Annotated in this window: 17 protein-coding genes; 14 read left to right on the forward strand and 3 right to left on the reverse strand. The window is 49.4% G+C overall.

The window, feature by feature from the left end; translation table 11 throughout:
- The first annotated feature begins 69 nt into the window (after positions 1-69).
- The 6 genes from JNE38_RS14670 (at position 70) to JNE38_RS14695 (ending at position 5,231) form a co-directional block, all read left to right on the forward strand.
- Positions 70-831 carry a DeoR/GlpR family DNA-binding transcription regulator gene (locus tag JNE38_RS14670; protein ID WP_203357218.1) on the forward strand — a complete coding sequence of 254 codons (762 nt, stop codon included), beginning with the start codon at positions 70-72 and terminating at the stop codon, positions 829-831.
- Positions 832-851: 20 nt separating this feature from the next.
- The gene (locus JNE38_RS14675; RefSeq protein WP_203357219.1) at positions 852-1,388 is read left to right on the forward strand and encodes a D-lyxose/D-mannose family sugar isomerase; all 537 of its coding nucleotides are present in this window, start codon (positions 852-854) and stop codon (positions 1,386-1,388) included.
- Positions 1,389-1,528: 140 nt separating this feature from the next.
- Positions 1,529-2,455 carry a bifunctional helix-turn-helix transcriptional regulator/GNAT family N-acetyltransferase gene (locus tag JNE38_RS14680; protein ID WP_203357220.1) on the forward strand — a complete coding sequence of 309 codons (927 nt, stop codon included), beginning with the start codon at positions 1,529-1,531 and terminating at the stop codon, positions 2,453-2,455.
- A gap of 57 nt (positions 2,456-2,512) precedes the next feature.
- A complete protein-coding gene (locus tag JNE38_RS14685; protein WP_203357221.1) occupies positions 2,513-3,325 on the forward strand; it encodes a MerR family transcriptional regulator in 813 nt (270 codons plus the stop codon).
- Between the two features lie 256 nt (positions 3,326-3,581).
- Positions 3,582-4,466 carry a hypothetical protein gene (locus JNE38_RS14690; RefSeq protein ID WP_203357222.1) on the forward strand — a complete coding sequence of 295 codons (885 nt, stop codon included), beginning with the start codon at positions 3,582-3,584 and terminating at the stop codon, positions 4,464-4,466.
- An 81-nt stretch (positions 4,467-4,547) separates the two neighbouring features.
- On the forward strand, positions 4,548-5,231 hold the full coding sequence (locus tag JNE38_RS14695; protein ID WP_203357223.1) for a DUF554 domain-containing protein: 684 nt from the start codon (positions 4,548-4,550) through the stop codon (positions 5,229-5,231).
- 49 nt (positions 5,232-5,280) lie between these two features.
- Here the strand turns inward: JNE38_RS14695 and JNE38_RS14700 are convergent, their stop codons facing one another.
- The gene (locus JNE38_RS14700) at positions 5,281-6,579 is read right to left on the reverse strand and encodes a copper amine oxidase N-terminal domain-containing protein (RefSeq protein WP_203357224.1); all 1,299 of its coding nucleotides are present in this window, start codon (positions 6,577-6,579) and stop codon (positions 5,281-5,283) included.
- A 350-nt stretch (positions 6,580-6,929) separates the two neighbouring features.
- On the opposite strand from JNE38_RS14700, the gene JNE38_RS14705 reads away from it, so the two are divergent.
- Positions 6,930-8,108 carry a DUF4272 domain-containing protein gene (locus JNE38_RS14705; protein WP_203357225.1) on the forward strand — a complete coding sequence of 393 codons (1,179 nt, stop codon included), beginning with the start codon at positions 6,930-6,932 and terminating at the stop codon, positions 8,106-8,108.
- Positions 8,109-8,185: 77 nt separating this feature from the next.
- Here JNE38_RS14705 and JNE38_RS14710 read toward each other — a convergent pair whose 3' ends face one another.
- On the reverse strand, positions 8,186-8,458 hold the full coding sequence (locus tag JNE38_RS14710) for an HU family DNA-binding protein (protein WP_203357226.1): 273 nt from the start codon (positions 8,456-8,458) through the stop codon (positions 8,186-8,188).
- 179 nt (positions 8,459-8,637) lie between these two features.
- Between JNE38_RS14710 and JNE38_RS14715 the strand changes: the two genes are divergently transcribed.
- Both JNE38_RS14715 and JNE38_RS14720 read left to right on the forward strand, forming a co-directional pair.
- On the forward strand, positions 8,638-9,504 hold the full coding sequence (locus JNE38_RS14715) for an SDR family oxidoreductase (protein ID WP_203357227.1): 867 nt from the start codon (positions 8,638-8,640) through the stop codon (positions 9,502-9,504).
- Positions 9,505-9,708: 204 nt separating this feature from the next.
- Complete coding sequence (locus JNE38_RS14720; protein ID WP_203357228.1) at positions 9,709-10,827, forward strand: alkene reductase; 1,119 nt, start codon at positions 9,709-9,711, stop codon at positions 10,825-10,827.
- A 27-nt stretch (positions 10,828-10,854) separates the two neighbouring features.
- Here the strand turns inward: JNE38_RS14720 and JNE38_RS14725 are convergent, their stop codons facing one another.
- Positions 10,855-12,039: an MFS transporter gene (locus JNE38_RS14725; RefSeq protein WP_238933664.1), complete on the reverse strand. Its 1,185-nt coding sequence runs from the start codon at positions 12,037-12,039 to the stop codon at positions 10,855-10,857.
- A 314-nt stretch (positions 12,040-12,353) separates the two neighbouring features.
- On the opposite strand from JNE38_RS14725, the gene JNE38_RS14730 reads away from it, so the two are divergent.
- The 5 genes from JNE38_RS14730 to JNE38_RS14750 all read left to right on the forward strand — a co-directional run bounded on the left by JNE38_RS14730 (position 12,354) and on the right by JNE38_RS14750 (position 17,341).
- Positions 12,354-12,938, forward strand: coding sequence for a TetR/AcrR family transcriptional regulator (locus JNE38_RS14730; RefSeq protein ID WP_203357230.1), 585 nt, complete (start codon positions 12,354-12,356; stop codon positions 12,936-12,938).
- Positions 12,939-13,154: 216 nt separating this feature from the next.
- The gene (locus JNE38_RS14735; RefSeq protein ID WP_203357231.1) at positions 13,155-14,582 is read left to right on the forward strand and encodes an aldehyde dehydrogenase family protein; all 1,428 of its coding nucleotides are present in this window, start codon (positions 13,155-13,157) and stop codon (positions 14,580-14,582) included.
- A gap of 235 nt (positions 14,583-14,817) precedes the next feature.
- A complete protein-coding gene (locus tag JNE38_RS14740) occupies positions 14,818-15,348 on the forward strand; it encodes a histidine phosphatase family protein (RefSeq protein ID WP_203357232.1) in 531 nt (176 codons plus the stop codon).
- 124 nt (positions 15,349-15,472) lie between these two features.
- The gene (locus JNE38_RS14745) at positions 15,473-16,072 is read left to right on the forward strand and encodes an undecaprenyl-diphosphatase (protein ID WP_203357233.1); all 600 of its coding nucleotides are present in this window, start codon (positions 15,473-15,475) and stop codon (positions 16,070-16,072) included.
- A gap of 60 nt (positions 16,073-16,132) precedes the next feature.
- A complete protein-coding gene (locus JNE38_RS14750) occupies positions 16,133-17,341 on the forward strand; it encodes an MFS transporter (RefSeq protein WP_203357234.1) in 1,209 nt (402 codons plus the stop codon).
- Positions 17,342-17,439: the final 98 nt, after the last annotated feature.

The following is a 17,439-nucleotide window of genomic DNA, read 5'->3' on the forward strand; positions in this document are numbered from 1 at the left end:
TTGATAAGATGGTGCTAACACAAACCGGGGTACTGATCGCTTTTCGTTCGTGACAGGAGGGGAAACAACATGCTGAATAGCACCAGACAATTGCAAATGAAAGAATATATCCAAGAGAAGAAAAACGTTACTGTTCAAGAGCTGATGGAGTACTTCCATGTTTCAGACATGACCGTTCGACGTGATCTGATCCAGCTCGAAAAGCTCGGGACATTCAAGCGTGTCCATGGAGGCGTGGCTCATGTGGAGGGCGAGAAGGATTTTCTGCTCCCTTTCTCAGAAGATTCGAACCTGCAAGCGAAAGTACGGATTGGTGAAAGGGCCGCTTCCATCGTACAGGATGGTCAATCGGTATTGCTCGATGCAGGATCAACCGCTTTGGAAGTCGCGAGAGCGCTTGCAACCCGTTCGAACATCACCGTGATCACGAACTCGATTCCCGCTGCTTCACTCCTTTCTCAAAACAGCAGCTTGCAGGTCATGATGACAGGGGGTGACATCCTCCATACTTCACAATCGCTGATTGGTTACACTGCCGTTCAATTTTTGCGGCGCTTGCAGGTAGATCACGCGTTTATTGGCTGCAAAGGTATGTCAATGGAGCGCGGACTCATGAATTCGAATATGGCAGAAGGCGAAGTAAAATGGACGATGATGAACGTTTCTCGCCAGGTGTACGTGGTGGCAGACCATACGAAATTTGAACAGGCCGCCTTCCATGTTTTTGCGGGCTGGGACCAAGTCGATGCCATCATCTCCACCGATCAGGTGAAGGAATCGTATCAACGAGATTTTGAAGCGAAAGAACAGGCGCAGTTGATTCTGGTCTAGAGAAAAAGGAGGATTAGCCCATGACGATTCGCAGTGAGGTAAAAAAACGTACGGTTGAGATGTTGGCACATGCGGGTCTCTTGCTGACGGAAGAGGAGCAAGAGAAGATTGAGATTGCGGATATGGGATTGGGTCATCTGGAAGTAGAAGGACTGCAGCTGTTTACCTACATCAATACGGATCGTTACTGCGCAAAAGAGCTGGTTCTCTTTCCACGCCAAACCTGCCCGGAGCATTTACACCCGCCAGTGAACGGGGAACCCGGAAAACAGGAAACCTTTCGCTGCAGGTGGGGAACCGTCTACCTGTACGTGGAAGGGGAAGCGACACCCACTATTCAAGGGATTCCTCCTGCTGGGAAAGAAGACGTGTACACGGCAAGGCATGAAATCATTCTCAGACCTGGAGAGCAATTTACCATTGATCCCGGCACGAAGCATTGGTTTCAAGCGAGTGATGAAGGGGCGATCGTTTCCGAGTTTTCCAGCACGAGCCGGGATGAGTATGATGTGTTCACGGACCCGTTGGTGAGAAGGCTGGAAGGGATCGATCTATAGCGCAAGCCTTTAAACAGCCCTTGTTCCTCTTGGGCTGTTTTTTGTGTCGAATAAGAATTGGGGAATTTAGTTGACTGAGGCAACTTTACAGATTATTCTCTACGTAACAACCATTTCTTCCACAGGCAGGGGATAATCTGATGGAATTGATGCAAGCTGTAGAAAAAATCCGCAAGTTCAACCGGTATTACGCTAATCTGTTGGGCAAAATCGATCAGGAAATCTACCATAAGCCCTTTCCGTTGACAGAAGCTCGTGTCATCACAGAAATTTATGTTCGAAACGGCTGTACTGCCACGGAGGTACGGGAGACGCTGGGGATTGATAAAGGCTATATGAGTCGAATCCTGCAGAGGTTTGAGGAAGATCATGTCATCAGGAAAGAGCGCAGAGCCGATGATCAGCGTCAATACGTGCTCTACCTGACGGAGGAGGGCAAAGAAATCTATCATCGACTGGCGGATGATGCGAACCGGGAAGTGGGGAAAATGATACAACCCATTTCGAAATCAGATCAGGCAAAGCTTGTGACCTCCATGGAAACCATTGAATCCATTTTAGCATCGGAAGCGCCACCTGAAGTCATGATCCGACCCTTTCGGCCAGGAGATGTAGGGTATGTAGGACACCTCCATGGCAAGCTCTACCGTACTACGTATCAATTTGGTCAGATGTTTGAATATTACGTCATGAAGGGCTTGACCGAGTTTATGCTGGATAACGCTGGAGGGAATCTCTGGATTGCAGAAGTGAACGGGCAATTGGTAGGGTCCATCGCCATTACGCGTTCTACTGAACAAGTAGCTCAGCTGCGGTGGTTTGTGATTGATGAACAATTTCAAGGCCTCGGGATCGGAAAAAAGCTCATGGATACAGCAATCTCCTTTTGTGTTGAGCAGGGATATCGACACGTTTTCCTATGGACGGTAAACATTTTGGAGACTGCACGCTACCTTTATCGCAAATATAACTTTTCCATAACCGAAGAAAAACTAAACGCGGAATGGACCAAAAGCACGATCATGGAGGAAAGATGGGACTTGGAGCTAACGAATCAGGAGGCATGACCGCGCCCCCTTCCTTCCATATCGATTCCCTCTAGCGAACAGGAGTGAAGTTCCTGCATGTTTTTGATCGGTGAAGTATCGAAGTTGTTTCAAATCGACATCCGTACCTTGCGTTATTACGATGACATTCATCTGTTAAAACCGGCTCATGTGGATGATCGAACAGGCTATCGGTATTACTCGATCGAGCAATTTGAGCAGCTGATCACGATTCTGTACCTCAAAGCGCTGAACATTCCATTGAAGCAGGTGAAGCAGTTTTTGGAGAATCGAGACATTGATCATATCTTGCAGCTCTTGGAAGAACAGCAGAAAGAGACGGAAAAACGAATCAGTGAGTTTACGCAAATACAGAAGAAAATTACTAGCCGGATTCATCAAATCGTGGATGCGACGAATGAACAAGAGCTGGACAAGATTCGCGAAGTGGAACTCCCTGAGAGAACGATCGTCTGGCTGAAGCAAAAAATACAAAAGACCGACAACCTGGAGATGTCGATTCGGCTATTGGAGAACAGCACGCATATGAAGTCGACGATATTTTTGGGGAAAGTCGGGCTGTCGATCGCGATGGAGAATGTAAAGCAACGGAGCTTTGATGAGTATGACTCCATCTTTGTCATCGTTGAGAATGAAAGCTTCCATGTCAATGAGGCGAATGAAAAGATCCTTCCGAGGGACAGGTACGTGACCATTCGTTTTGCGGGAACTCACGTCGATGCTTCTCCCTATTACGAAAAGCTGATGGATTACATCGAAGAGAAGGGATATGAAATCGTAGAGGACGCCTTGGAAATTACCTTGATCGACTATGGACTGACCAATGATCGAAGCAAATTCGTAACCGAGATTCAGCTGTTGGCAAAATAGATAGCTTGAAAGATCAACCGCCGAGCAATGCCTTGGACAGCTTTAGCGGTGAATGAGAACCGATATGCGAAAGCGTGTCGGTTTTTTGCTGTACACGGCAGGAGATTTTTAGCGAGTCTGAGGTGAATTCCGACTAAAGTTGGACACAAAAATCATACTTAGGATAACGTTTGATTTCAAACCCGAGCCGTTTCCATCCTTTCCCATCATTCATGTACCTTTAGAGTAACAAATATTTGAAAAATGGGGTACGTACATGAAAGCCGAGATTGGAAAGAGGAATCATTCATCGACTGCTTTTTTTGAAGGGGAGAAATGGCTGGTCATCACGGGCTTGCTAGGTTTTTGTTTGGCTGCCGTATGCGGAGTCTGGGTAATGATGCACGGGGCGCAGGTTCTTCCAAAAGGGGATGTCCTGAAAGCCTTTTCATTTAATGCGGCACTGGGTATGTTTCTGTTGTCCACAGCAGCTATCATGCCGCTTTCCGCCCTAGGTTCGAATAGTAGGGCGGTGTTTCGGTGGACTTATATCACGCTTGCGCTTTATTCGTACGCTGCGGAAACCGTTCAAAATTTTCGAGGGGTGGATCCCCGGTTCGTGAAAGGCGGGACTCCTTTTGATATCTGGGTGGGCTCGATTTTTACGTTTGTCGCCTTGCTGCTGGTCCTCTTTTATTTATTTGCGGCGATTTCCTTTTTCCGTCGAAGGGCATACCAGCTTCGGCCTGAACTGGTGGTGGGAATTCGCTATGCCATGCTTGCCGTGATCCTCTCCTTTGCAGCTGGGATCTGGATCTCATTTAATGCGGGACGCTATGTCGGAATGCATGGAAACATCATCTGGCTCCACGGGCTTGGTTTCCACGCCCTGCAAGTCGTCCCCCTTATCGCATGGCTGTGCGAACGAACAAGGCAGCTGACAGCGGTACGCAAACGACTGATTCATGTGACAGGGATTGCGTACTTGATGGGACTGCTGGCAGTCGGATGGCAAACCTACCTCGGCTTGCCTGTCTTGACTTTATCTGTACTGCCCATCCTCGCGTCTATCTGTTTTTTAGTTACGGTAGCTGCTGGCATCTGGCTGTTGTGGCAGTGGAAAGACCGAACTCCAATCATTCTGGAACAAACAAATGATTGAGAATGAAAAGTCATAATTGACCCTCCAGCTGCTGGAGGGTTTATTCTTTTCCCAAAGATTCGAGAGGGAGAGGATTTTGGCGTGTTGGGAACGATCGTGAATGTCGCGTTGATTATCATGGGAAGCATCATCGGCAGTGTGTTCAAGAGGGGGATGAAAGACGCGTATCAGGATATTTTGATGCAAGGAATGGGACTGGCCGTGACGGCGCTTGGGGTCTACGCGATTTCAAAGCACATGCCAAAAAGCCAGTATCCGGTCCTGTTTATCGTCAGCCTGGCTTTAGGTGGAGTCATAGGTGAAAAGCTGAACATGGAGGAGCGCTTCAAAACACTGGTTTCCAAAATTTCCAAAGGGAATCTGGCGGAGGGGCTATCCACTGCGGTGCTGCTATTTTGCATTGGCACCCTGTCCATTGTGGGACCCATAGAGAGTGCGTTGAATGGAAACCAAACCTATTTGTTCACCAATGCCATCCTGGATTTCGTGACCTCCATTGTGCTTGCAGCCAGCTTTGGGATTGGAATAGCCCTATCCGCCATTGTCCTGTTTTGCTGGCAAGGCTTTTTATTCGTCTCAGCGGGAGCTGTTGCCAGTCATATCCCTCCCGAGCTCTTGACGGAAATATCCGTTATCGGAGGCGTTTTGATTCTCAGCTCTGGTCTGAGCATTCTCGGGTTAAAGAAGTTCCGGACGATGAATCTGATTCCCGCGCTTCTGATCCCGGTGCTATATTTGTCGGTGAAGAGCTGGATCGGATTTTAAACGGTAAAGGTACTGTCCACGGGCAGTACCTTTTTCGCTCTTTCGGTATTCAATTTTTGGAGCGCGCATCTAATTGCGTCCAATTCTTGTAATCGTGTATGGCAAAGCCTGCAAAGCTAGGATAATGGGACAGCTTTTCCTTGGCGATCGCCATCTGTTCCTTCATCGCTTTTATACCAGTAGTGTAAAACGTCGTGAAGTCGCCTTCCGAGCTGGGGGCTGTTTCGACGGCGAACACGGCTTGCTTTTTTAGCGTGCTAGCTTCTCGGGCGATCGCGTGTGCATTGGCGACGATGCCGTCATTGCCTAGCGCAGCATTTCGATAGTCCATGATGACGACAGCATCTGCTTTCTCGAGCATCCAGGCGCTCAAGCTGTATGTGGAATCTGGCACCTTGATCATAGGCAGCCAAAAAGGAACGTCAAATGTCAGTTTTAATCCGCTTCCTTTCGTCTTCTGCTCGATCAAACGGATATTGTCCATCCAATTTTCGATCACTTGCCTGTTCTCGGTCTTCCACTCGGGTAAAAGATAAGGCTCAATATCAAAATGCAGCCCGGAAAACCTTTCAGATGGATCAACCGTCGCATTGTACGTGCTCACCCAGTCAATAAATGCCTCGATATTCACCTGCTGGGAGGGATACGCCCATTGGGGACGGCCGGCCAATGCTTCCACACGAATCTGGTGATCCCTGGCCGTTTTGATAAATTTCCGGTAGACGTCCACAGGGATGTCGCGGTCGAATTGAAGGTAAATCGTGGTCAATTGGTTATCACGCGCAAATTTCAAAAGGTTTTCTTGATCTGTCCGGATGAGGGGGGTATCCCAAATCCAAGTGCTTCTCTGCAACGTACGCACGTCCTCGTTGCCTGCAGCCGGGGCAGGCGGCGGTATCACTTTCGAATGTCCGGGAGTCGTCACGACTATCAGATTTCGCTCATCGATCCAATCGATCTTCGCATCAAACACTTCACTGATGAAGCGAAGCGGGATCATCGTGCGGCCCTCCGTGATCACGGCAGGCGTATCGAAGGGGATTGACTTCCCATTTACCAGTGCGCTGTTTTGGCCGATAGTCAAGACGATCTTTTCCGTTTTGTTTGACAGAGTCACTTGGTTTGTCTGACCATTCCATTGGACGAGAAGACCAAGCTCCTCGGCTACAAATCGTGCAGGGACAAGCGTGCGTCCCGTCTTCTCATCGATATAAGGAGAGGCATCCGGAAAGGCGACATATTGTCCATTCACCGCAACCTGGACGGGCGTTGCGGCTGCGAGTACCGGTATCGTCTGAGTGGTGCCGAGAAGGCCAGCCAGTAAAACAGCGCCAACTATTTTTTTCATCGTATTTTCCCTATAGCTTTCATTTACTTTTGCAAGGCGTTGCCACTCTATTTTACTATAGGAATCCTTTCCCATCCTGATCAGAAGGTTGGATAGAGGCGGGCCTCATCCATGAAAAAATTCCTGGGTAGGAATACATCCACTGCCCCCGACCTCCATCTCCGAACAGTCTAGGGCGACTGCCCTAGGTTGCGCACCCCATCAGGAGCGGATACTGGCAAGTTCTTGACCAGGATGATTCCAAAGGTAAAAATATACAGTATATTCATCTTCTTCGACATTGGCTAGAAAATTCAGATCATTGACTTGCAAAGAACAGGGTGAGAATACCAGAAAGAGAGGAATCCAAATTGAATCATTGCACGTTGTACGCATCCGTTCAGGAGCATCAGAAAATCCTCGACGCGATTCAGGAGATTTTTCTTGATCAAGATATCGTGAGCAGCGCTGAAGGTCGGACCGTTACAGTTTCGGATAAAAAGTGGTTTAGCAAAAATACTGTGACGTTCAATCTTATGCGAGAAGAACGGGATGCGAAAGACTTCCAACCGATGAAAAAAGAGATGTTTGCCTTCTTTGCCCAGATTGAAACGAGACACGAACAAGTCAAGCAGAAGCTGCTGCTTCAAATCTCGGCTCTAAACGTGGCGGTCGGGATCGTGTCGAACAAGGAAATCAATCAGGCGACGCTTCAAAGCATCCTGAAAATCGCAGCAAAAGTGCACGGCATCGTATTTCTGCCGAGCGGGGATATGCTGGATCAGTCGGGCCGGCTCATTTTGAATCCAGCAGGTGAATCCGAGTTGGAAGATTTTCAGGTAACGGTAAGCGCGGATTTGATAGATGGCCACATTCGGCCAACGAAGTTGGGGGAAGAGCGAAAAGAGCGAAGCATGAAGCTGCTGGATGAACAGGGTATTCCCTACATTCGGCATCTTCCTGTGATCGAGGGAGACGAGGAGACGGTCATTCGAAGCAAGGAAGAGATCGTCCAGAGAGCCATTGCGCTGTGCTTGATCGCCGTCTATGCGGGAGGCATCGCTGAAAATGGAGAAGTGCGTAAGGAGCGGGAATTCATAGAGGAAATCATTCAACAGTATGGAGCAGGCACATTCTTTACAGAAAAAGAAAGAAACTTCCTCGATGATCCCGAGCCTGCCCAGACAAATACGATCCAGATGGTATGGATGTACGAATGCTACTGGGTGCTCCTGTGGGCTCTCGGCTACAAGGAAGAACTCGAGTTTCCCGGGCAAATCTGCGATGTGAGCGTGGCTATCGATGTTCTGCGCAGTGCTGGCGATTATGATACCTTTTGCCAGCATGCAGTCGTTCGGAGCAAGGCGGAAATCCTGGATCAGGCAGATCTGATCTACCGCTATGATTGGGCATGCGTGGACGCCAGAATCCATAATCGCACGGTTGCCGGAGGTTTGGACAGCGGGGTCGTCATGGAAAGGCACCGGGCATTGAATTGGCTCTTCCGGTTTATGGGGGACGACTGGGATCATGTACAGATTCATACGTAGCGATTAGGAATCAAAAAGAAAACGCCCTTGTATGGGCGTTTTCTTGCGTAAAGCTTTCAGCTATGTATAGAGGTAGCTTATTTTACGATATCTTTCAATTCTTTTCCTGGTTTGAACGCAGGGAGCTTGCTGGATGCAATCTCAATCTCTTCACCGGTTTGCGGGTTACGGCCTTTGCGGGCTGCACGCTCGCGAACTTCGAAGTTACCGAAGCCGATGAGGGATACTTTTTCACCGTTTTGGAGGGAGTTTGCGATCGCGTCCAAAATCGCGTCTACTGCTTTTGTGGAATCTTTTTTCGTGAGCTCTGTCATTTCTGCTACTTTTGCGATCAGTTCAGTCTTATTCATAGAATCAACATCCTTTCAATTGATATAGAATACATATTACTGGTTTTCTATGAAAAATGGAAGAGTTTGAAGGGAACGTTTGTTTTCGCAACTGCTAAAAAGGAACTGCGAAGCCAAAATCATATATTTTTGGCAGATTCCCATACTAATGTAGACTTTGCCCGAAGGAGGACCCATACATGCCTGCAGATTCAAAGAAACAGACGCTGCCCCCGCAGCATCAAAACCAGCAGCCGGGTAAGGAAAGCAAAATGACTCCGCTTCCCGAATCGGTCAAGCCGCACTATCTTGCAAGCGGAAAATTGCGAGGAAAAGCAGCAATCATTACCGGTGGGGACAGTGGGATTGGGAAGGCAGCTGCCATTTGCTTTGCAAAAGAAGGAGCAGACGTCGCCATTGTATACCTAAGCGAAGAGGACGATGCGAAGGAAACGCAAAAACTGATAGAAGCAGAGGGAGTAAGGTGCCTTCTCTTATCCGGTGATATCGGAGACGAAACCTTTTGTCATAACGTGGTGCAGCAGACCCTCGCATCCTTTGGGAAGCTGGACATTTTAGTAAACAATGCCGCGGAACAGCATCCCAAAAAGAATCTGGAGGACATTACGACCGAGCAGCTGCATAAGACGTTTCAAACCAATTTCTTTTCCGTCTTTTATTTGACAAAGGCCGCGCTTCCTCATTTGCATAAAGGTGCATCCATCATCAATACCGCTTCTGTCGTCGCGTATGAAGGTCATAAAGAGTTACTTGATTATGCTTCGACAAAAGGAGCGATAGTTGCCTTTACGCGCTCACTCTCTTCAAATCTGGCGGAACGTGGGATACGGGTAAACGGGGTAGCTCCGGGACCGATCTGGACACCATTGATTCCATCCACATTTCTCGCGGATCAGGTCGCGACCTTTGGAAGCGATACCCCGATGAAACGTCCGGGACAGCCTGCAGAAGTGGGACCCGCCTATGTCTTCTTGGCCTCTGATGATGCCACTTACATAACGGGACAGGTCATCCATGTGAATGGAGGCAGTATCGTAAACGGATGACAATCTTGCGCCACACCTAGTATTGCACCTGACTCGGGTGCTTGTTCCACTTTGCACTCTCCTGCACTCCAATCCTTGACAAAAAATGGATCCGTCCCTATAGTGTTTTTACGCGCATGACTCTGTGATGAGTGAGTCATTTTGCCACGTATATTTCGGTATTTATATACATTCAAAACGATGGAGCATTGGGGGAGTAGCCGTATGAGCCAAGCCAATAGAGGAATCTATCAGTCGACGGAAATGAAAAGCTGGGCAAACCTGGTAAATGGTGAGAACAGCAAATTGTTCGAGCCCGTAACCATCGGTGCATGGAATCTCCGGACTCGGACAGCAATGGCTCCGATGACTCGTTGCTTTGCAGACGATCTGACCGGTGTGGTAGGTGAAGATGTCGCAGCCTACTACCGGAGGAGGGCAGCGGATGGAATCGGTTTGATCATCACGGAAGGAATTGTCGTGAGTCCTCGTGGAAAAGGAAATCCCGGCATTCCAGGCCTCTATACGCAGGAGCAAATCGAAGGGGGGACAAAAGTGACGCAAGCCGTGCACGAAGAAGGCGGAACGATTATCGCCCAGATCTGGCATGTCGGACGACTGTCTCACCATGAGCTGGCAGGCAACCTGCCGCCGCAAGCCCCATCCGCGATTGCCGCTGAGGGAACCGTTCCTCGCTTCCGCCAGCCTTATGACATACCCGAAGCTATGACGATTGCGGACATCGAGGAACTGATTGGTCAATACGCCCAGGCAGCGAGAAACGCGATGGAAGCAGGCTTCGATGGAGTCGAAATTCACGGGGCTCACGGTTATTTGATCGATCAGTTCAATTCTGACGTGTCCAACCATCGTACGGACCGTTATGGCGGAGATCTGGCCCAAAGATTGACGCTGATGAAAGAGGTAACGAAAGCAGTCATCGATGCAATCGGTGCCGATCGAACGCTGATTCGTTTTTCTGCCCATAAAGCCGATAATCCGACCTACATGTGGGAAGATCCGGAGATGGCGATCCGAACGTTCGTTGAAGCCTTCAAGGAAGTAGGGGCGACCATGATCCACCCATCCATCATGCAGTACACACGGGTGCTGGCGGATGGAAAAACCATGCATCAGCTGGTGCGCAAATATTGGGATGGTGTGATCGTAGGCGTCGGCACGTTGGATCCGGAAACAGCAGAGCGGGCGCTGCTGGAAGGAACGATTGATGTGGCAGCCTTTGGTCGTCCCTTGATTGCCAATCCTGACTTTATCCATCGCTTGAAAAACGGCGAGGAATTACAGGAGTATGATGCGAAAACCCAATTGGGTGTTTTGGTGTAAGGCCAAGGCCAATCATAGAAAAGAAGCTCAGAGATGGGCTTCTTTTTTTGCGGTTTTCTCTCCATGTTTGACCGTTGCTGCCCAAAACGAGAGTGCCATGACACTGACAGCAGCCCCCAGAAGGCAAACGCCGTACCATCCAGCGATGGAGTACACATAGGTGGATGAGATGGACCCGGCTGCACTGCCGATGGAATAGAAGATCATGTAAGCGGCCGTCAGCCGGCTGCGCGCTTCGGGGCGGACCATGAAAATCATGCTCTGGTTTGTGACGTGGACTGCCTGCACGGCCATGTCGAGAAGTACAATGCCGACCACTAACGCAAGCAATGAGTGCTCCGTATTAGAGATGGGGATCCACGAGGCCAGGAGGAGGGTCAGTGCAACGCCTGTTGTTCGCTGTCCTAATCCTCGATCGGCATATCGCCCAGCCCGTATGGCGGCTAACGCTCCTGTTACTCCCGCCAGGCCGAATGCGCCGATCGCCGTATGCGAAAGGGACAAGGGAGGAGCGCTGAGCGGGAGCACCAGAGATGTCCATAAAATGCTGAAAACCGTAAAAATCAGAAGAGCAAGCACTGCACGAACTCGCAAGATCCCCTCCTGCCGGAACAAAGTCAACATAGAGCGGAGTAGATAGCTGTAGGAGAGGGATTCTGTTTGATGTTCCTTCTTCGGCATGGAGAAAAAGAGGGCACAGGCCATGATGAGCACGAGCGCTGCCGATACAAGGTAGACAAATCGCCAACCAGCAAGGTCGGTTACGATCCCGGCAAAGGTCCTGGCGAGCAAAATCCCGATCACGACGCCGCTCGTCACAACACCTACCACGCGCCCCCGTCTTTCTGGTGCCGATAATGTAGCTGCGAAAGCGACCAGCGTTTGCGTCACTACTGCTAAAAAACCGACGAGCGATAAGCCGGCAAATAGTACAGTGGCGCTAGGGGAGAGACCGACTATCGTGAGGGCAAGAACGGAAGCAAGCATCTGACCGAAGATTAATTTGCGGCGATTGAGCATGTCACCGAGCGGCACTAGCAAAAAAAGTCCCAGTGCATAACAAATCTGCGTAATGGTAATGAGAATGCCAATGGAGGCGTGAGCCATACCAAATTCGATGGCGATCGCATCGAGCAGCGGCTGCGCATAGTAGATGCTGGCGACAGAAAGGCCGCAGGCAATGGCAAATAGAAGAGCCGCAGCGTGAGACATCTGAAAAAATCTCGAATTGTTGCCAACGTTCGCATTTGTATTCCTTGAATTCATGTTTTCGATTCACCGTCTTTCCCATTTGGATGAGGTAAGGAATCAAAATATACCGAACGGTACAAAAAGATTCGAGTTCAATTTATCTCATGAATTTGCATATCGTCAAGAGGGATTTTCTTTTCGCACAACAAAAGGCTGAACCAACAAAAGCACTGATGTGCGGGGCTAATCATGTTCGGATCGAATAGTAAATTGACAATCATGCTGGATGGTTTTACTATATAACTTACCGATCGGTATGAAATGAGGAGGCAGTCATGGTCAGAATTCGGGAATTTGATGAGGAAAAGGCACTGGACGCAGCCATGCAATTATTTTGGGAGAAGGGGTACGAATCCGCCTCGCTGAGCGATTTGACAGCTCGCATGGGGATTCAGAAGCCCAGCTTGTACGCAGCCTTCGGAGACAAGAAGCGGTTGTTTGAAGCAGCTCTACGAAAATACACGCAAGCCCACGCATCCACTGTACGTTCAAAGCTGCATGGCCACTCTTCTGTGAAAGAAGCCTTCCGGTCCTACTTCGAAGACCTAGTGAATGCGGAGTACGAGGAGAAAAGCCCGAACCGGGGGTGCTTTTGCATTAACACCATCGTGGAGCTGGCCCCCCATGACGAGAAATTTGAAATCCTTACGCGGGAGCATCAAATGTTTCTGACTGTCCTTTTTCAAGAAGCACTTGAGCGAGGAATCCAAACAGGAGAGCTGGATAGCGGGCTCCATGCAAAGGCGTTAGCTCAGGCGTTGGTCGTGTCATTGATCGGACTCACGGTGCTGATGAAGTCGCGACCCGAACGTTCAGTTGTCAATAACGCGGTATCGGTCATTCTCTCGTTGATCCACTGATTCCATTTTGTCCGGGTGCAGGAGGTCTCCAGTAGATGGGGAATATCGTAGAGTAGGAACGTGACAGGGTTTTCGGCGCAGGAAACCATGTTCGGGAAAGCGCATCCGACACATACGTCCGGCATTGGAATCATAGAAATAGTAGCGGATGAGCGTGTTGGTTTTCGCCTATGTCTGTAGACTGACCCGTATCTGCGATCAAAGGGAGGAAAAGCGATGAAGAGTGTGTACGAGCTGAAGATGACGATCGATGGAGAAGCGGTTGCTGCCGAGGAGACTCTGCCGGTGATCAACCCGGCCACGGAAGAAGTGATTGCCGCTGTGCCGCAAGCCAGCAAGCAGGAATTGGATGCAGCGGTCGCGGCAGCCAAAAAGGCATTTTCCAGTTGGGCTGCCACCCCGATCGATGAACGCGGAGAACAGTTGTCCCGATTAGCGGATGCCATTTACGCGAACCGCGAAGAACTGGCGACTCTCTTGCGGCTGGAGATGGGACGGCCCCAAGCGGCAGCGTTGGGTGAAATCGATGGAGCGTCCTATTGGCTAAAGGAAGTGGCCAAGCAACGATTAAAGCGGGAAGTCATCGAAGAAACCGAGAATCACCGCGTGGAGCGGTATTTCACCCCGCTGGGAGTCGTAGGAGCCATCGTTCCCTGGAATTTCCCTTTCGCTCTTTCCATCTGGAAAATCGCTCCAGCCTTACTCGCAGGTAATACGGTCGTCGTGAAGCCATCGCCCTATACCCCTTTGACTGCCCTGAAAATCGGCGAAATCGCATGTGGGATCTTGCCTCCAGGCGTTCTCAACGTGGTTTCGGGTGGGGACGATTTAGGCAGATGGATCACAGAACACCCGGACGTGAACAAAATCAGCTTTACGGGGTCGACGGCAACCGGCAAAAAGGTCATGCAAAGCGCGGCTTCGAACCTGAAGCGGGTAACGCTCGAGCTCGGAGGCAACGATGCGGCCATTGTACTCCCGGATGCTGATCCCGCAAAGATTGCCAAGCCGCTGTTCTGGGCAGCGTTCCGAAACACCGCCCAAGTATGCATCGCTACCAAGCGGATGTATGTTCACGAAGACATTTACGATGCCTTTTTGAATGAACTCATCGAATATGCGAAAACGGTTAAAGTGGGCGATGGTGCGGACCCTGCCACCGAGCTGGGTCCGATTCAAAATAAAATGCAGTATGAAAAAGTCATGGATCTGATTGAAGATACGAAACGCATCGGTGCCTCCATTGTGCTTGGCGGGGACATTGAAGACAAACCAGGCTACTTCATCCCGGTAACGATTGTGGATAATCCACCGGAGGATTCTCGTGTCGTGGTGGAGGAAGCTTTTGGGCCTGTCCTTCCTGTCTTGAAGTATCGTGATTTTGATGAGGTCATTGCGAGGGTGAACAATACCAATTATGGCCTCGGAGGCTCCATTTGGGGAAAAGACGTCGACTTGGCGCAGAGCATCGCTGAGCGACTGGAGACGGGGACCGTATGGATCAATGAAGTAAGTGTGCTCTCCCCCCATTATCCATTCGGGGGGCACAAAGAGTCTGGATTAGGTGTAGAGAATTCGCTGGATGGCCTTGCGGAGTATACCAATTCCAAAACGATCATGGTGAATAAGAAAAGATCCTACTAGTTTCTTCATCCGAATGCCTACACTAAAAAAAGCACCTGATGGGTGCTTTTTTTGATTCACAGCTTCTAGTGCAACTTACGGTGCTTCTTCACGAGGAAAGCTCACCTGTAAAAGATGATTACCAATCAAAATCGCCCTACCCTTTCGTTGGAAAGAATCGTAAAATAGCCCCAGTCTAAGAACTGAAAAAAGAAAACAACAGCCTACGTCGCTGCCAGTGAAAGGGTGTTTGGAAGTGAAAATCGGGTTGGTCCGTCATTTTAAAGTGAAACAGGAGTTTCCCAAAGGGGTGTTGAGCGGACGTGAACTACGTGAGTGGTTTGAAGCCTATGACTTGGCTGAAATCGAAAAGGGGGAAACTGACCTCCATAATATTGAATGGGACCATTGTTTCGCTAGTGAAATGCCGAGAGCAATGCAAACCGCTCAAAACATCTTTAAAGGACCCATTCGGATGATGGCGGAGCTCGTCGAAGTACCAGCACCCGTCTTTGGCGAAAACATGAAGCTGCCCTTCATGATTTGGGGAATCTTAATCCGGCTCTCTTGGATATTCAATAAAAAAACACGAAGCGACATCGAACAGGCGAAGGGAAGGATTCACCGTGTACTGGATGAAGTCATTGCGCTAGAGGAAGGGAACGTTTTGATCGTCAGTCATTCAGCCCTGATGATGTTCATGCGTAAAGAGCTCCTGAAGCGAGGTTTTCGGGGACCCTCTTTCAAGCATGCAGACAATGGGAAGCTCTACGTCTTTGAGAATTGAGTCAAACCCAGTCTTTCATGTGATCAACCTTACAAAAGTGTAATGGTAGGGAAAGGGAAAACCATTTTTCATTTTCTTCAAATGAACTAAGATTCTCCTATTGGAAAAAGGGGGATCACTCTTTATGAATGCCATGGAAGTGAATATTCATTATTTCAGGCTGATCAATGATTTGGGGAAGCAATATCCGATGTGGAATCCGGTGTTTTATGTCATCGCAGAATACATGGTGTACGGTCTGGCACTCGCTGTATTCCTGTATTGGTTCAGGCGCACATCCGAAAATCGCATGATGGTCATTTGCGGGACCGTTACATTTTTCCTCGCAGAATTATTTGGGAAAGTGGCCGGGTCTCTGCACTACAATCAGCAACCTTCCGCAGAGCTGACAGACGTCAATCAGCTGGTACAGAAAGCCGTCAACAATTCTTTCCCAAGCGACCATACCATCTTGTTTTTTTCCTTTTGCATGAGCTTTTGGCTGTTCAAAAAGCGATCAGGAATATTTTGGATGCTGCTGGCATTATGTATGGGGATATCCCGCATATGGGTCGGAGTGCACTATCCGGCTGATGTCATCGTGGGTGCGCTGATCAGCATCGGTTCTGCTCTGGCCGTATATTTGGTCGTGCCAAGACTTCCTATCGTCCACACACTACTCGGATTTTACGAAAAAGCAGAGCAAGCACTGTTCCCTGCGAAACAAAAATCGAGGGACTTGTGAGAGTGCTTGGCGGAAGTGTCAAGGCTGAGTAGAGCTAAAATTCGGCAATCGAGGTGAAAAATGGCCACACTGTTTTTAGGGATCATCTATGTAGCTTTTATTAGCTTGGGCCTGCCTGACGCTTTGCTGGGAGCGGCTTGGCCAAATATGCAAGCGGATGTAGATGCACCATTTGAAACAGCTGGGTTCTTATTTATGACCATGGCGGCAGGCACGATCGTGTCCAGCCTGGCAAGCGGCACCTTGGTGATTCGGTTCGGGACAGGCAAAATCACTCTCGTTAGCTGTATCTTAACAGCCAGTGCTCTGCTAGGCTTTGCTTATGCCCCCTCGATAGTCTGGCTGTATGCGTGTGCCGTTCCCCTGGGTCTAGGCGCAGGGGCAGTGGACGCAGGATTGAATAACTATGTGGCTGCACACTACAAAGCGCACCATATGAGCTGGCTGCATTGTTTTTGGGGAGTCGGGGCCACTTTGGGTCCCGTCATCATGGCACCCTTCCTGTCAGGAAAAGAGATGTGGAGACAGGGCTATTTGACTGTTGCGAGCATACAATTTGCATTGGTGGTCATCCTCTTCTTTACACTTCCTTTATGGACTTCGAGAAAAGCGCGTTCAACTGGGGAAGAAACCACGCGAACCGAAAATAGAGGGGTGAGCGAAAAGACGAGGCCAGACAAAACCTTGCAGAAAAAAGAAGTTACATGGGCCTTGGCACCCTTTTTGCTGTATTCCGGAGTCGAAGCATCCATCGGCTTGTGGGGAAGCAGCTTTTTAGTCGAGAGGCGGGACATTCCTGTCTCGGCGGCTGCTCACTGGATCTCCCTTTATTACGCTGGCATAACCATCGGCAGATTCCTGACGGGATGGATTACCTTTACAATGAGCAATCGCCAGCTCATTCGCACAGGCCAGTTGATTGCCCTCAGCGGTTCGGCATTACTGCTCCTGCCCTTGCCGCCAGCTTTCTTGCTGGCAGGCTTCATGATCCTTGGATTAGGCCTCGCGCCGATCTTTCCGTGCATGCTACATGAGACACCTGCGCGGTTTGGACACGCAAATTCTCCTGCCATGATGGGGTATCAAATGGCGACTGCTTATACGGGAAGCACGTTCATCCCTCCGCTGCTCGGTTTCGCCGCCTCCTACTTTTCGATCGGAATCTTTCCGTTCTCGATCTTGGCGGCGGTTGTCTGCATGTTATTTTTTACGGAACAACTAAACGCTATCATAAAAAGAAGACGACCTTGCATGTATCAAAAGCAATAGATGTGGAAATCATTCGACTAGAATCCTTCAGTTCGTTCGGAGGGGCTGACTTTGCTACTCATCGCAGCGGTTTTCTTAGGTATTCTTCTTTTGCTTGT

The sequence above is a fragment of the Brevibacillus choshinensis genome (assembly GCF_016811915.1).
GTDB classification, from domain to species: Bacteria; Bacillota; Bacilli; order Brevibacillales; family Brevibacillaceae; genus Brevibacillus; species Brevibacillus choshinensis_A.

Bases quoted from the DNA above. Each gene is read 5' to 3' on its own strand.
- JNE38_RS14685 (WP_203357221.1), top strand. From the start codon at position 2,513: ATGTTTTTGATCGGTGAAGTATCGAAGTTGTTTCAAATCGACATCCGT.
- JNE38_RS14735 (WP_203357231.1), top strand. From the start codon at position 13,155: ATGAAGAGTGTGTACGAGCTGAAGATGACGATCGATGGAGAAGCGGTT.
- JNE38_RS14725 (WP_238933664.1), bottom strand. From the start codon at position 12,039: ATGTCTCACGCTGCGGCTCTTCTATTTGCCATTGCCTGCGGCCTTTCT.
- JNE38_RS14750 (WP_203357234.1), top strand. From the start codon at position 16,133: ATGGCCACACTGTTTTTAGGGATCATCTATGTAGCTTTTATTAGCTTG.
- JNE38_RS14670 (WP_203357218.1), top strand. From the start codon at position 70: ATGCTGAATAGCACCAGACAATTGCAAATGAAAGAATATATCCAAGAG.
- JNE38_RS14700 (WP_203357224.1), bottom strand. From the start codon at position 6,579: ATGAAAAAAATAGTTGGCGCTGTTTTACTGGCTGGCCTTCTCGGCACC.
- JNE38_RS14710 (WP_203357226.1), bottom strand. From the start codon at position 8,458: ATGAATAAGACTGAACTGATCGCAAAAGTAGCAGAAATGACAGAGCTC.
- JNE38_RS14730 (WP_203357230.1), top strand. From the start codon at position 12,354: ATGGTCAGAATTCGGGAATTTGATGAGGAAAAGGCACTGGACGCAGCC.
- JNE38_RS14720 (WP_203357228.1), top strand. From the start codon at position 9,709: ATGAGCCAAGCCAATAGAGGAATCTATCAGTCGACGGAAATGAAAAGC.
- JNE38_RS14680 (WP_203357220.1), top strand. From the start codon at position 1,529: ATGGAATTGATGCAAGCTGTAGAAAAAATCCGCAAGTTCAACCGGTAT.
- JNE38_RS14715 (WP_203357227.1), top strand. From the start codon at position 8,638: ATGCCTGCAGATTCAAAGAAACAGACGCTGCCCCCGCAGCATCAAAAC.
- JNE38_RS14675 (WP_203357219.1), top strand. From the start codon at position 852: ATGACGATTCGCAGTGAGGTAAAAAAACGTACGGTTGAGATGTTGGCA.
- JNE38_RS14690 (WP_203357222.1), top strand. From the start codon at position 3,582: ATGAAAGCCGAGATTGGAAAGAGGAATCATTCATCGACTGCTTTTTTT.
- JNE38_RS14745 (WP_203357233.1), top strand. From the start codon at position 15,473: ATGAATGCCATGGAAGTGAATATTCATTATTTCAGGCTGATCAATGAT.